Source organism: Pirellulales bacterium (assembly GCA_036499395.1).
Classification (GTDB): Bacteria; Planctomycetota; Planctomycetia; order Pirellulales; family JACPPG01; genus JACPPG01.
This window is the reverse complement of record DASYDW010000121.1, coordinates 15,074-28,877: the sequence shown is the minus strand read 5'-3', so window position 1 is coordinate 28,877 and position 13,804 is coordinate 15,074. Positions and strand designations below refer to the sequence as shown.

The 13,804-nt window shown below is 57.1% G+C and carries 12 protein-coding genes and 1 pseudogene; 8 read left to right on the top strand and 5 right to left on the bottom strand.

Annotated features, from left to right (window positions below; genetic code table 11):
- Positions 1–32: 32 nt before the first annotated feature.
- Complete coding sequence (gene egtD / locus VGN12_22225) at positions 33–1,031, bottom strand: L-histidine N(alpha)-methyltransferase (GenBank protein HEY4312181.1); 999 nt, start codon at positions 1,029–1,031, stop codon at positions 33–35.
- Between the two features lie 15 nt (positions 1,032–1,046).
- Positions 1,047–2,309, bottom strand: coding sequence for an ergothioneine biosynthesis protein EgtB (gene egtB / locus VGN12_22220; GenBank protein ID HEY4312180.1), 1,263 nt, complete (start codon positions 2,307–2,309; stop codon positions 1,047–1,049).
- A gap of 296 nt (positions 2,310–2,605) precedes the next feature.
- Here egtB and VGN12_22215 point away from each other — a divergent pair, with 296 nt between their 5' ends.
- The 6 genes and pseudogenes from VGN12_22215 (at position 2,606) to VGN12_22190 (ending at position 7,566) form a co-directional block, all read left to right on the top strand.
- Positions 2,606–3,337 carry an ATP-binding cassette domain-containing protein gene (locus VGN12_22215; protein ID HEY4312179.1) on the top strand — a complete coding sequence of 244 codons (732 nt, stop codon included), beginning with the start codon at positions 2,606–2,608 and terminating at the stop codon, positions 3,335–3,337.
- A complete protein-coding gene (locus VGN12_22210; protein HEY4312178.1) occupies positions 3,334–4,875 on the top strand; it encodes a glycine betaine ABC transporter substrate-binding protein in 1,542 nt (513 codons plus the stop codon). Before VGN12_22215 ends, VGN12_22210 begins: the two co-directional genes overlap by 4 nt.
- A 194-nt stretch (positions 4,876–5,069) precedes the next feature.
- Positions 5,070–6,722, top strand: coding sequence for a cellulase family glycosylhydrolase (locus VGN12_22205; protein HEY4312177.1), 1,653 nt, complete (start codon positions 5,070–5,072; stop codon positions 6,720–6,722).
- Positions 6,688–6,849 (top strand): hypothetical protein, encoded by a 162-nt coding sequence (locus VGN12_22200; protein ID HEY4312176.1) that lies wholly within the window; start codon positions 6,688–6,690, stop codon positions 6,847–6,849. The genes VGN12_22205 and VGN12_22200 overlap by 35 nt, the downstream gene beginning before the upstream one ends.
- A gap of 12 nt (positions 6,850–6,861) precedes the next feature.
- Positions 6,862–7,185, top strand: a pseudogene (locus VGN12_22195) (DUF1214 domain-containing protein).
- Positions 7,186–7,353: 168 nt separating this feature from the next.
- Positions 7,354–7,566: a hypothetical protein gene (locus tag VGN12_22190; GenBank protein ID HEY4312175.1), complete on the top strand. Its 213-nt coding sequence runs from the start codon at positions 7,354–7,356 to the stop codon at positions 7,564–7,566.
- Positions 7,567–7,997: 431 nt separating this feature from the next.
- Here the strand turns inward: VGN12_22190 and VGN12_22185 are convergent, their stop codons facing one another.
- On the bottom strand, positions 7,998–10,748 hold the full coding sequence (locus VGN12_22185; protein HEY4312174.1) for a PAS domain S-box protein: 2,751 nt from the start codon (positions 10,746–10,748) through the stop codon (positions 7,998–8,000).
- Positions 10,749–11,132: 384 nt separating this feature from the next.
- Here VGN12_22185 and VGN12_22180 point away from each other — a divergent pair, with 384 nt between their 5' ends.
- Positions 11,133–12,341 (top strand): DUF763 domain-containing protein, encoded by a 1,209-nt coding sequence (locus VGN12_22180; GenBank protein HEY4312173.1) that lies wholly within the window; start codon positions 11,133–11,135, stop codon positions 12,339–12,341.
- Between the two features lie 77 nt (positions 12,342–12,418).
- Here VGN12_22180 and VGN12_22175 read toward each other — a convergent pair whose 3' ends face one another.
- Both VGN12_22175 and VGN12_22170 read right to left on the bottom strand, forming a co-directional pair.
- Positions 12,419–12,784: a hypothetical protein gene (locus VGN12_22175; GenBank protein HEY4312172.1), complete on the bottom strand. Its 366-nt coding sequence runs from the start codon at positions 12,782–12,784 to the stop codon at positions 12,419–12,421.
- 396 nt (positions 12,785–13,180) lie between these two features.
- Entirely contained in the window at positions 13,181–13,390 is a 210-nt protein-coding gene (locus VGN12_22170; GenBank protein HEY4312171.1) for a hypothetical protein, read from the bottom strand.
- 108 nt (positions 13,391–13,498) lie between these two features.
- On the opposite strand from VGN12_22170, the gene VGN12_22165 reads away from it, so the two are divergent.
- Complete coding sequence (locus VGN12_22165) at positions 13,499–13,780, top strand: hypothetical protein (protein HEY4312170.1); 282 nt, start codon at positions 13,499–13,501, stop codon at positions 13,778–13,780.
- Positions 13,781–13,804: the final 24 nt, after the last annotated feature.

The window sequence follows — 13,804 nt, the reverse complement described above, 5'->3', positions numbered from 1 at the left end:
CCCAAGCGGCACATGGATGGACATGTCGGTTGTTACCGAACGCGGGCTAAGGTGACCGAATACCAATCGAGCGTGTCTTGCCACGTGCGTTCGACGTTGAAGCCTGCGTCTGTCAGAAGATCATGGATGGTCTCGCGAGTGAATTTGTAGCTGTTCTCGGTATGAATGTCCTCGCCTTTCGCAAAATTCACAACAAGGTCCGCGGCAGCGATGCACACCCGTTGGTCGCAAGCACTTTCCAGGTGCATCTCGATGCGCGAATGCTCGCGGTTCCAAAGAGCTCGATGGCGAAAGTGTCTGGGAATAAAATTCGCGGCAAGTTCACGGTTGAGACGATGCAGCATGTTCCGGTTGAATTCGGCCGTGACGCCACGCCGGTCGTCATAGGCTGCCAGCAATGTCGGCTCATCTTTCACCATGTCCACTCCCAGCAAAAGCGAGTCGCCAGGCTGCAGTTGGCTACCGATATTGCGGAGAATGGTTCGTGCCTCGGCCGGAGTGAAGTTGCCGATACTCGACCCGATATAGAGCGCCAACGTTGTGCCATCGAAAGAGGGGAGCTGCGGCGGATGCGTGACGTAGTTTGCAACGATCGGCGTTACATATATGTCAGGAGATGATGCGGCGATCGTATCGCGAGCCACGGCGAGCGCCTCGACCGATACATCTACGGGGAGATACCGCACCTCGGCCTGCGATCTCGCGGCAGCGTCGAGCAGAATAAGGGTCTTCGAGCCGGTGCCTGCTCCGAGTTCCACCAGACGCACCGGATGTGACCTGTTGGAAAAAGCGGTCACGATGATTTCGTCGCAATAGTTCGCGAGAATCGTGCGCTCGGTGCGCGTCGGGTAATATTCCGGCAGCTGCGTAATTCGCTCGAAGAGACGAGATCCGCGGGCGTCATAAAACATCCACGGCGCGAGAGATCGCGGACACGCGCGCAAGCCACGCCGCACTTCCGAAATCAGCATGTCGCGTGTGTCCAACGAAATGATGCAAGTCGAGTCGACCGCGGTCGAGCATCTAATCATGACGGGGAAGCCTTCTTACATTGCCAGTCTGATGCCGGTGAATTGCCAGCGTGTCGCCGGTTGAAAGAAATTGCGATAAGTCGCGCGAATATGATCTTGCGGTGTGACGCACGACCCACCCCGCAAAACCATCTGGCCGGACATGAACTTGCCGTTGTACTCGCCCAGCGCGCCGGGGAGGGGCTTATAGCCCGGGTAGCCAACGTAGGGGCTGGCCGTCCATTCCCAGCAATCTCCGAACAGTTGTGCGATGCCCGTGCCATGAGCTTGGGCAGTATGTAGCCTGCCCGTGTCGAGTAGATTTCCACGTGTAGGGGTCTGACTTGCCACACGTTCCCATTCCGCTTCGGTGGGAAGTCGGCAGCCGCGCCAGCGTGCAAAAGCATCGGCTTCGAAGAAGCTGATGTGACATACCGGCACGCTGAGAAGCGCGGACAGCCCGATCCAACCTCGTAGCGTGAAGATGCGCCAGCCTGTCTTGTCGCTCGAATCTGGCTGCCAATAGAGAGGTGCTCGCCAGCCCGTTGCTTTTACCGTGTCCCAACCGGCAGAGAGCCAGAGTTCAGACCGTGCATAGGCATCCTCGGACATGAACTCTAGAAACTCAGCACATGTGGCTTCGCGGTTAGCAATTTGAAACGGTTCGAGATACACCTTGTGTCGAGGAGTTTCATTGTCAAAGCAAAAGGCTTCTGTAGTCGTGGCAGGGAGCGGATTGCCGATCTCGATCAGCCCTCCGTCGAATGCGTGCCACTGGAGCTTGTCGCCTGGTGAGTCTCGATCTTCGGACTGAAGGTCGGCTTTGTACGAGGGATGGAGAGGATTCGCGAAAAATGCGTGCTTGATGTCGGTCAGCGCGAGTTCCTGATGTTGCTGCTCGTGGTTTAAGCCTAGGATGATTCGCCGCGTCGCTTCTTCATCAATGGGACGGGCAAGAAGTCTGGCTATCTCCCGGTCGACATGGGCCCGGTAGGCCACGATCTCGTCGAGCGATGGGCGAGAAAATGATGCCCGCAGCTTTTTGTCCGGAATCTCTTCGCCGAGCGCGTTGTAATAGCTGTTGAAGAGCCAGCGAAAGTCTTCGCGAAACGGCGTGTAGTCTGCCAGAAATTCGCGCAGCACAAATGTCTCGAAGAACCACGTCGTGTGTGCCTGGTGCCATTTTGTGGGGCTGGCTTCTGGACACGATTGAACCATCTGGTCTTCGGCCGACAGGCCGGTGGCGAGTGAGCAGGTCATCGACCGGACGGCATGGAACGTCGCGTTCAGACCAGGCATTATGCTCTCCACGGCGTGCGACAGTCTGACGAATTCCGGTACGAGAACCCGCAAAGATTAGAACCTGCGAGCCGGGCCATTGCACTCGGGTATCAGGCCTGCAAACTTGATACCAAAGTGCGATGTCCTGAAGCCTCGAGCGGTATAATATCCGAATCAGATGTACGACATACCCGCCGGCGCTCGCTATAACAGACCAGACTCCGGACCGGAACTACCCCTAATGTTGCAATTCTTCGCTGCTAAGTGTCGTGTAGTCCTACCGCGGATCTGACGCATATCGCGCAGGTGCGAGCATGTTGCGATTTTCGGGAGTTTCGAAAGCCTACGGAAATAAAACCGTTGTACCTCCGTTCGATTTGGCCGTGGAATCGGGCGAGGTTCTCGTGCTGCTGGGCCCCAGCGGTTGCGGGAAGACGACGATTCTGCGCATGGTCGCGGGACTGGTGCAGGCCACGACGGGGCAAATTGTCGTCGACGATTTAGAACTGAGCGAGCGCACTCTGCCCGAGGTGCGACGGCGACTCGGTTATGTGATTCAAGAGGGGGGCTTGTTTCCACATCTAACGGCCGAGGCTAATGCGACCCTCATGGCTCGCCATCACAGGTGGTCCCGCGAGCGGTGCGCAGAGCGATTGGCCGAATTGGTCGAGATGACGCGATTTCCTGCGGATGCTCTGAAGCGCTATCCCAATGAACTATCGGGAGGGCAGCGACAGCGAGTGAGCCTTATGCGCGCGCTTTTCTTGAGCCCACAATTACTGTTGCTTGACGAGGCACTGGGAGCGCTCGATCCAATGATCCGTGCTGGACTGCAGCGCGATTTGAAAGTTGTGTTCGAGCGCACGCGTGCTACGGTGCTGCTGGTTACGCACGATCTGGTCGAGGCAAGCTGGTTTGCCGATCGGGTGTGTGTGCTCGAGAACGGGCGAATTGTTCAACAGGGGGAGTTCGCTAGTATTGTGGACGCTCCGGCCAATGACTTCGTGAGCGAATTCGTCAATTCGCAGATCGTCGCCAAACGATGAACGCAGCGATATTAAAATGGGGAGCACTCTGCATCGCGCTGCTGGTCGCGGGGCTCGCGCCCTTACCCCACCGCCAGGCGACAGTACGCATCGGCTCGAAGAAGTTCACCGAGTCGGTAATTCTGGGAGAGATGCTGAGACTGTTGAGCGAAGATGCTGGCCTGACCGCGGCTCACTACCGCGAATTTGGTGGCACGCAGATTGTGTTTCAGGCGCTTAGGTCGGGCGAGATCGACGCTTATCCGGAATACACGGGAACAATCGTTCAAGAAATCCTGGCAGGAAAAGCGGTGCGCGATGACGAAGCCATGCGGCAAGAGCTTCGCGCGGAAGGCGTCGGGATTTCTGCTTCCTTGGGATTCAGTAATACCTATGCGCTCGCGCTCACCAGGAAACGCGCCGAGGAGTTGGCGATTAAGAAACTCTCGGATCTTCGGAGGTTGCCTGAGTTGCGGCTGGCGTTGACGCATGAGTTTCTCGACCGCGGCGATGGGTGGCGTGCGCTCGTGCGGCACTATGACCTGCCGCAGCAAAATGTTGTCGGAGTCGATCACGATATTGCCTATCCGCAGCTTCTGGCAGGCGAAATCGATGTGACCGACGTCTATTCCACCGACGCGATGGTGCATCGCAACGATTTGATATTGCTGGAAGACGACCTGAAGTTCTTTCCTGGCTACGACGCGGTGTGGCTCTATCGAATTGACACGGCCGAGCATCAACCGGGATTTCTCGAGTGCATCCAAAAGCTCGAAGGGAATATCTCTGAGCAAAAAATGCGTGAACTAAACGACGCCGTCGAGTCCGGGGACCAGTCAGAGTCACAGGCCGCGGCGGGCTTCTTGCGCACGCAAATGGGACTGAAGACAGAGCCGAAAGCAGACTCGTTGAGCCGTGTCATCCTAAAGCACGTCGGTGAACACCTCGACCTGGTGCGTCGTTCGTTGCTGCCGGCCATAGTGGTGGGCACGGCATTAGGCATCTTTTGCCAGCGCTATCGAGGAGCTGGCCGTGTCGTGCTGGCCGCCGTCGGGCTTTTGCAAACGATTCCCGCGCTCGCGCTGTTGGTCTTGCTCATGCCGGTGATCGGCGCCCTTGGCTATCCCAGCATCGGCGAGGGATCGGTAACTGCCGTCGTCGCGCTAATGGCCTATTGTTTATTTCCGATCGTACGAAACACCATCACAGGTTTGGAAGGAATTCCGCGCGGCACGATCGAGTCGGCGACGGTGTTGGGCCTGAGTCCAGCAGCAAAGTTGGCCGAAATCGAACTGCCGATGGCCCTTCCAGTCATGTTGGCTGGCATTCGCACGGCCGCGGTACAGAACGTTGGATTTGCGACCTTGGGCGCCATCATCGGAGCGGGCGGGCTAGGGCAGCCTATCTTGCGCGGCATTCGACTGAATGATCTGAAGCTGATCTTGGCCGGAGCGATTCCCGCGGCGTTGCTCGCCGTCGTCCTGCAACTCGTGATCGACGGTGTCGAGCGAGCTGTGGTGGCGCGTGGCTTAAAGGGCGGCGCGTCACCGGAACAATAATTCCCCGCGCCTGCTGAAATTCTCTGCAGCCCACACGCAGTGCGTTTGCTAACGCGCACTGAACTGGCAGTGAATGCGCCGTTTAGCGATCTTGCGCTGCGATGCAGCTATGATAGCCGCACTGGGCCAGCCAGGATCCGAGCGCGCAGGATGCACCGACTTACAGGTGGCAATAGCGCAAAGCACACCACGAAATGAAGTCTTGCAGAATCTGTTTCAAATTCTTGCGCGGCACTCGGCCGCTGCACGCGTCGATTGTTTGGGTTGCTGCGATTATTGGTCTGGCCGGTAAAGGGGCCAATGGCAGCGACCTCCTCTACACCGGCGTGAGTCTAGCGGGCGCTGAATTCGGCAGTGCGCCGACTCCTACGGACCTCGGCACGTACGACGACGACTACATCTATCCCAATTCCAAAGAGGTGGATTACTTTCTCAGCGAGGGGATGAACACGTTGCGCCTGCCATTCCGTTGGGAGCGCCTGCAGCCGACTTTGAACGGCGCGTTCGATAGCGCCGAGTTTGCGCGTTTCAATAGTTTCATCACGTACGCCACCAGCCATGGGGCGAACGTGATTATCGATCCGCATAACTTCGCGCGATATTATCCCGACCCCAACAACATGGAGGAATCGGCGCAAGGGCTGATCGGCAGCGCCGACGTGCCAGATTCGGCATTTGCGAATCTATGGTCGCGCCTGGCGGCCGATTACAAGGACAATCCGCACGTCATCTTTGGCCTGATGACCGAACCGAATTCCATGCCGACCGAGCAGTGGGTCACGGCGGCTAATACCGCGATCGCGGCCATCCGCAGCGCCGGCGCGCAGAACCTGGTGCTGGTGCCTGGCAACGCCTGGACGAATGCCGATTCGTGGAGCGACAACTGGTACGGCACCCCGAACGCGACCGCCATGCTCAAGATCGTGGACCCCGGCAACAATTTCGCCATCGAGGCGCATCAATATCTCGACCCTGATGGCTCTGGCACTACGGCTAAGATCACGAACAACGATCCGATGATCGGCGTCGAACGATTGACGAGTTTTACGCAATGGCTAGAGGCACACAACTTAAAGGGCTTCTTGGGAGAGTTCGCCGTCGCCAATTCGACGATTGGTACCGCCGCGAATCAAATTGGCGACGAGGCGCTCAACAACATGTTGAATTACGTCGAGGCCCACAGCAATTCGTGGCTCGGCTGGACATGGTGGGCGGCGGGGCCGTGGTGGCAAAACTATCTGTTTACCGCTGAGCCGACGAAGCTGGGAACTGCTAGCCAGGCTGATCGGCCGGTAATGTCCGTATTGCAACCGCACACCTCGGGCGTGCAGCTTCCCGGGGACGCTAACTTCGACGGTATCGTCAACGGGCAGGACATCGCTTTGATGGCCAGCAATTGGCTGCGCTCGGGCAGCGGAATGACGGGAGACCTCAACCATGATGGCATCGTCAATGGTCAAGACATGGCCCTCGCGGCGTCGAACTGGTTACGAAACAGCAGCAACGCGTCTGCCAGCGCACTATCGGTGCCCGAGCCGGCGAGCGTAGCACTGGCGGGCGCGGGGGCCGTCTGCGGATTGAGCCTGCTGCTCTACGGCAGGCATCGCAACCGCTGCGCCGAATGCCGACACGCTCTATACAACCGCCTGGCTGGATGTGGGGCACGAGCCTTGGGTGCTCGGCATCGTGCCCGGCCAGCCGTTCGACAGCAGCAAGTTGAGCAAGCTCGAGAAAGAGGAGTTCTCGCTGGTTCCCAAGATTGCCAACGAGAAGATCATGCTATGGATGAAGGAGGGAATCGTAGATCGCGATATGAAGCTGGAGTACGGCTGGCTATTCACCACTAAGACCGGCCTGTACGGCACCAATTACATTCAACGCGCGCTCATCACGGCGATCGGCCTTGGCGCCAACCGGCCGCAGGACGCCGTTTATCCGACGTCCGAAGGGCCGAATGCGCTCGAGTCCTATTAAGGCCAGAAGAAATATGTGATGCATTTCGCGAAGGGCCAACTTCCGCCGGTGGAGGGTTTCTGGTCGCTGACCATGTACGACAAAAACTATCTCTTCGTGCAAAATCCCATCAATCGACAGAGCATCAGCGCGCGCCAGAACTTGAAGTCAAACGCGGATGGATGTGTGGACTTGTACGTTCAGAACGAAAGCCCGGGCGCGGACAAGGAATCGAACCGGCTGCCCGCTCCGGTGGATAAGTTCATTCTGATGATGCGACTCTACTGGCCGAAGGAATCGTCGCCGTCGATTATCGACGGCACGTGGCGAATCCCCGAAGTAAAGGCGGTCGACTAAGCGGTGTCCCTGATCGCTCTGCTCGGCTAATTGTCGGACTTGTTCTTCTTTCGCGAGCACGGTCAGGCCAACCAGCCATTTTTCCAGCACGGACGTATTTTTTGGGATCCTCTTGACGGCACCAGTGAATAGTGTACAAATGTATACATGGCTCGCTGGCGACAACAAATGCGATTCAGCACGACAACCGAAAATCCGGGGCCGCTGAATCTGCACGAACTGGCCGAGCGTCACGCTAACGAATTGTGGGTGCCCGCAGAGTTAGATGAACGGCAGGCTGTGCAATTCGCCTTGGATCAGTTCCGCAGACAGGTGGCTGCTGAGTTGGAAATGATCGAGATGAGGGCGAGCCATCTGATGGAACGGAAGATCGCCGGTTAAAGGCCGCTGCGGGAAACGGGCCACCGCACTAAAGATCGACGAGCCCATTGGTTCAGTGTTTAAATCTAGCGCCTGAATCGATGTGCAGAAGTACGCCCGACAGGAATCGAACCTGTAACCTGCGGATTAGAAGTAGCGTGAGCGATTGGCGGCGAAATGCGTGAAAAAGCCCTCAAAAACAGAGTTTTTTGGAACAGACGCGCCTCCCGAAGGCTTGCCGTAACTCTCTACATTTTATGGAGAATTCTCACGGTTTCAAACCGATTCTGTACCGCGGTACAGAATGCGCCCGGGCTCAATTGCCGTATCGCGTTCGTTGCGGTCCTGAGCCCGGCGTCCAGAAAAGTCGTTAGTTGGGCTACTTGACCGACAACCACGGCAAATGCTCGTCCGATTGGGATTGAGCCTTTCATTCAACAACGTACGGACGATTACGACTCGTCGCGAATACCTGGGACAATCGTATTCAGGATTTTTATCAGGTCCGCATGATGCACAGGCTTGATAAGGTGGTAATTGAAGCCAGCTTCCTGTGATCGACGACGATCTTCCGGTTGGCCGTATCCAGAAACCGCAATCAGGATCTCGCGAGAAAATCCAGCTTCGCGGAGCTTTTGGGCGACCTCGAATCCATTCAGTCCGGGAAGGCCCAAGTCCAGCAACGCCACGTCCGGCTTAAAGGCCTTGAACGTTTCAAGTGCGGCATAACCTTCGTATGCTTCTCGCACCTCATGTTTGCTGGCCTTTAAGAGCAATGAGGCGGTTGTCGCGGTGTCACGGTTATCGTCGACGACCAAGATGCGTAGCTGATGACTTGTCGCTTGTGCTCGATTGGCGGCGACCGCCGACGACGGTTTCGGAGTCGTGAGGCGCAGCCGCAAGGTGAACTCGGAGCCTTTGCCGAGTCCTTTACTGGCCGCCGAAAGCACCCCGCCCTGCATTTCCGCGAGTCGTCTGGCTACGGTCAAACCGATGCCGAGGCCTCCCTCAGTGCGATCGATGGTCCGGTCGGCCTGGGCGAAAAGATCGAAGACGCGCGGCAAGACTTCGGGCGCAATACCGATACCGGAATCGGAAACGCTAGTGACGGCACATTCTCGGTCGGCTTGTACCCTAAGGCACACGTGTCCTCCGTCGGGTGTGTACTTCGCGGCATTGGTGAGGAGATTAACCACGATTTGCTCGGTGCGTACCGCGTCGACATGAATCGGCAATTCCTCGTCGGTAAGCTCGACGGTGATTTGGTGCCCTTTCAACAACAGAACCGGACGAGCCGTTTCCAGAGCCCGTGAGGCGATAATCTTGGCGTCGGAATCTTCCAGCTGGAGCGAAATCTTGTTCTGGCTGACACGGGATACATCAAGAAGATCGTCGATCAGGCGTGAGAAGTTGCCGAGCTGCCGTTCGACGATGTCAAACAGGTGCGGGTTGTATTCTTGTGCCGGCATGCGGGCGAGGTCGGTCGCGTAGCGAATGGCGGCCAAAGGGTTTCGCAGCTCATGGGCGAGCATGGCCAGGAATTCGTCACGCTGGCCAACGGCTTGTTGAACGGACTGATATAGCTGGGCATTGTCGATGGCGATCGCTGCTCTTCCGGCAATGTTCTCGGCAAAACGGCAGTCGGCATCATGATACGCTTCGCGCCCATCGGACCTCACGAAGGTGATGACGCCAAGGATATGATCTCGCGCCCGCATTGGCACGCTGATCACCGAGCGCGGGCGCAGTTTGTCAAAGAGGGCGCCGACCGCCGGTTTGGCCGAAAAGGTGTTTAAGTGTGATCGGGGGATATCGGCAACGAGATGAGAGGCGTCTTTGCGTAAGGCATTGGCAGCGGACGCCATGGAGTCCCAGCTCAACGGAATAGCCGCGATCAATTCATGCAAGGCGGCGCTATTGTCAGGATCGCGATGATAATATGCCGCGGGTTCGATCTGTCCATCGTCGATTAGGCGGTAAACGATGCACCAGTCCGCAAAATACGGCACGGGCAAGCTGGCAATCAGGTCTTGCACACTCCGCTCGTCCACAAGCGCCGCCAACTTCTGCCCGGAATCTGCCAAAAATTCAACGGCGTTTTCTTCCTTTCGCCGAGCGCTAATATCGCGAGCCACCTTGGAAGCGCCAACCACTTCTCCTTCGGCGTTCTTGATGGGAGAGATGCGCAGTGACACCTCGACCAGCGAACCGTCCTTGCGTTGGCGGACAGTGTCCCAATGCTCGATTCGCTCACCGGCAGAAAGCCGCTGCATAATTTCCTGGAGTTCCGCCCGGTAGTCGGCAGGGACGATGAGGCTAATGTGTTGACCGATAGCTTCGGCTGCGGTGTAGCCGTAGAGTCGTTCGGCGGCAGCGTTCCAGCTAGTGATCGTGCCATCGATTCGTTTGCTGATGATGGCATCGTCAGAGTATTCGACGATGTCGGCGAGCTTTTGCAGTGCTTCTTCCGCCTGGCGCTGCTTGGTGGCGTCACGAAAGACAAGGATGACGCCTTGCACCTTGCCGTGGTCGTCGAAAATGGGGGCAGCGCTATCGTCGATGGGCCGTTCCGTGCCATCCTTGGCAATGAGAACAGTATGATTGGCCAGACCGACGATGGCGCCAGTCTGAATAACTTTGGCACACGGATTCTCGACGGGGCGGCGAGTCTTCTCCTGAATGATGTGAAACACCTCTTTCAGCGGCCGCCCGATCGCTTCGTCGGCTTGCCATCCGGTCAGGGCGGTGGCGATGCCATTCATGAATGTGATGCGTTCACCGGGTCCGGTGGCAATGACCGCGTCGCCGATGCTTGACAGGGTGACGCGGAACCTTTCACGATCCCCGATAGCGCGTCGATTGGCGCGATTCAACAGTTCCGTGAGGATGAGAATGGTGGCGGTGACGACGATGAAGGCAACAAAGGCGTTGACAGTTGTCTCATCCCAGTGCGTAAGAGGGAGTGCGGCATCCGGTGGGATAAAAAAATAGTCTGCCGCCAGATAGCTCAGTATTGCCGCGAAGATGGCTACCCTTACGCCGGCATACCAGGCGGCGAAGCCGATCGCTGCAAAATAGGTCGGTAATAGAAACCGGTCACCAACGAGTGGGTCGAGGAGGAACCTGATCAGCGTGGCGGCGGCGACCGCCAGCGCTGCGATCGCATAATGAGAGGATCGCGAGCGCATGGTCGGTCCAGCCATGGGGAACTTCGTACCCTAAGATCGGAATCAGTATACTAGGAACGGCGCTGCCACCGTTAAAGTGCCTGGCAGCCAAACTCCGTGACGACACTAGCGTTGTGCCGGAGGTAGAAATCGGTGCAGTTGGATTACCAATTCGTTAACCGATTCGCGCGTCGGTCTCACGCATTCAAGCACCGGATCATTTATTGGGAAACGCTTCTGGTGCATTCTGCCTTCAAGGCGAACCAGAAAGTGAAGCTCTTGAATCCACACGCTCAGTAGCCGTTCGACTTGCCATCGCTCCAGATTCGCGCGCTGTTCATCTTTAGCCCTCCGATTGACGGGTTTAGCCGAGAGTGATCAAATGTCCATTATGGTGGACTCCTCTGGACCGGTGGCGCAATGAGACGTTCGGGTCATGCCGATCTGCCGCTGCATGGCGGCCACGTTCCTCAATGGCTCGCCCAGCGTATGGCGGCTCTTGGTGGCGCCATTTCTGAAACGATCATTCAGCAGTACGGCACCGACGAACTACTGGCGCGGCTGGCCGATCCCTTTTGGTTTCAGGCCTTCGGGTGCGTATTAGGAATGGACTGGCATTCGTCGGGCGTTACGACGTCCGTAGTCGGCGCGCTCAAGCGAGCGCTGCGGTCGAAAGCCGGCGAGCTTGGAATCTACATCTGTGGTGGCCGGGGACGCCATTCGCGCCAGACCCCCGACGAACTCATATCCGTCGGAGAGGACACTGGCCTCGATGCCAATGCTCTAGTACGTGCCAGCCGACTTTCCGCCCGCGTCGATAATAACGCCGTGGGTGACGGCTTTCAGCTGTATCTGCACAGCTTCATTGTTGCGCGCAATGGGCAATGGGTAGTCGTTCAGCAAGGAATGAATGTTCAGACAGGCATGGCCCGTCGTTATCATTGGCACTCTCAGCGCCTCAAGAGCTTTATTGAGGCACCCCATAGCGGTATCGCCGGCGAGTCGCAGGGTCAGATCATGAACCTTGTGGATGGCCAAGCGGCTCCAGCACAAGGAGCCATCCTCGATATCCTAAGGCAAAAGCCGGAAACCAATCTGCAAGAGATCCGCAAGCTCATGATGCATCGGCGGCACGAAGTCGGTCGCCACTGCGTCGATCTTAAGCGCCTTGGCGCTGTTTTGCTTACGGCCTACGAGCGAAACCTGTCGGACTTTGCGTCTGCTCTTCTTTTAGAAAAGTTGGGGCCTCGAACGCTTCAATCGCTTGCTCTCGTCGCCGAAGTCATTCACGGAACACCGACAAGATTTCGGGACCCAGCACGGTTCGCTTTTGCGCACGGCGGCAAGGACCGCCATCCATTTCCAGTGCCGACGAAAGTTTACGACCGAACGGTCGAGGTTTTGGAAACGTCGTTGGAAAGGGCGAAACTAGGTGATAAGGAGCGGAGCGAAGGTTTGTCGCGTCTACATCGGTTCGTCAAAACGATAGAGCATACGCTGCAGCCGGAAGCCGATTTTGAAAAACTGATTGCCCATGAATATCAGATCAGCCCGTCGCTTGGTGGGCGTAGTGTCTTCGGACCGGCACGGTCGCCCGAATCCACCAACACACAGCTACGATTGTTTTAAAAGACAGGCGGTACGCTGCAGCGCAAAAAAAGCCGCCCCATCATGGACTGGGACGGCTCCATTCTTTCCACGTTAACCTACGGGTGGTGACCGTAAGTCTTGTTGAATGGCGCGCTTTGTGCGCGAGTTTCATCGTCGACGTCCCCCGCATCCGGGTCGCCGCGGTCGATACGTTCCTGGGTGCGATGGTGCGGATCATGGGCGACGCCAGCAGCATGATATTGCTGTTCATCGTTACGTTTCTGGTCCACCGCGCCATTTTGTCCGCCGGTTCGATCGGGAATGCGGCGCCTGTCGTCCTCGTCTATTTCGGTCGCGGCTCCCCCGGCATTCTGAGTGTCGGATTGCCACGACGGTCGCTCCTCGGGCTGGACCGAGCCGGATTTGTTTGCCTTATCGAAGGCAGGCGGTTTGGGCTGCGCCTTTTGTTTTCGTGTGCTCATGATAATTTCTCTCCACGTAACTCCGATCATTTAACGCTGAAATAAATGCAAGCAAGCTAGCCTCACTTATTCTCCACCTGTTCTAAAGCAGTCTCTCGGCTGACGAACTTGCAGAAGTGGCTCGTTCGCCGTCGGCCGTCTCGTCCTGATAAAAGAGACTAAATCCGATTCGTCGAACTTCTGGAAGAGGTCATCCCACGACAATGGCTCCAGTTTAAGATTGCTTGGTCCCCCGGGCCTATCAATTCGCAGTAAGCAAGCTTCTTCGCCGCCGTGAGCGTGATGGGCAATGGTCGCCGGCTGACCGCCACGCTCGCTAACCGTCCGCTTGATCTCGTCGTCGCTCGTGTATTTGCTGTCATGGGAAATAGCGATCTTCTCCTTTCGAGGGAGGAGTTACCGTCCTGGTTCCATGTTTTTAGGCTCTCCGTAATACATCTCATCCGGCACTTCCAGCCAAATCAGGTCTGGGGAATCGACGGCAATCGCCTCAGCTTCTGCGACTGTCAGACCGGTTGCCGCCTCATCGATGCTGTCGGCGTCTTTGTTGAGCGCCAAGCCTTCTTGCTCTGCGAACTGAATCGCGTCGAATCCTTTAAGTTTCATGATTTGCTCCATTGATAGGACTTTGCGGTAATTACGCAAAACGCGTGCCGATTGGCATTCGACTTGCACGTTCAATCGACACTCGGGCAGCTCAAAAAAGGAAGAGCCATGAAAAGTAGCGACAAAGATCGAGCACAACAACGGGCCGGGCAACGAGACGACGAACTATTGCCAGGCGAGGACAGCGATGTCTGCCAAATCGGCGATGAGGCAACGGGAAGTCCGGCAGGCGGACTTGATTCGAGCGGCCTCGCGGGACTTCCAGCCGGCGATGGAGCACCTGGTGACGCCGAGTTCATTGATCAAGAAGACCCCACCGAGCCGCAATCGGGGATTTCGGGCGGAGCAGTCGGCGGCACACCCGCAAATAAGCGCACTTACGGGGACTAAGGACAGAAGTCGTTCTCTATGCAG

Coding starts and splice junctions, on each gene's coding strand:
- egtD (HEY4312181.1), bottom strand. CDS start 1,031: ATGATTAGATGCTCGACCGCGGTCGACTCGACTTGCATCATTTCGTTG.
- egtB (HEY4312180.1), bottom strand. CDS start 2,309: ATGCCTGGTCTGAACGCGACGTTCCATGCCGTCCGGTCGATGACCTGC.
- VGN12_22215 (HEY4312179.1), top strand. CDS start 2,606: ATGTTGCGATTTTCGGGAGTTTCGAAAGCCTACGGAAATAAAACCGTT.
- VGN12_22210 (HEY4312178.1), top strand. CDS start 3,334: ATGAACGCAGCGATATTAAAATGGGGAGCACTCTGCATCGCGCTGCTG.
- VGN12_22205 (HEY4312177.1), top strand. CDS start 5,070: ATGAAGTCTTGCAGAATCTGTTTCAAATTCTTGCGCGGCACTCGGCCG.
- VGN12_22200 (HEY4312176.1), top strand. CDS start 6,688: ATGAAGCTGGAGTACGGCTGGCTATTCACCACTAAGACCGGCCTGTAC.
- VGN12_22190 (HEY4312175.1), top strand. CDS start 7,354: ATGCGATTCAGCACGACAACCGAAAATCCGGGGCCGCTGAATCTGCAC.
- VGN12_22185 (HEY4312174.1), bottom strand. CDS start 10,748: ATGGCTGGACCGACCATGCGCTCGCGATCCTCTCATTATGCGATCGCA.
- VGN12_22180 (HEY4312173.1), top strand. CDS start 11,133: ATGAGACGTTCGGGTCATGCCGATCTGCCGCTGCATGGCGGCCACGTT.
- VGN12_22175 (HEY4312172.1), bottom strand. CDS start 12,784: ATGAGCACACGAAAACAAAAGGCGCAGCCCAAACCGCCTGCCTTCGAT.
- VGN12_22170 (HEY4312171.1), bottom strand. CDS start 13,390: ATGAAACTTAAAGGATTCGACGCGATTCAGTTCGCAGAGCAAGAAGGC.
- VGN12_22165 (HEY4312170.1), top strand. CDS start 13,499: ATGAAAAGTAGCGACAAAGATCGAGCACAACAACGGGCCGGGCAACGA.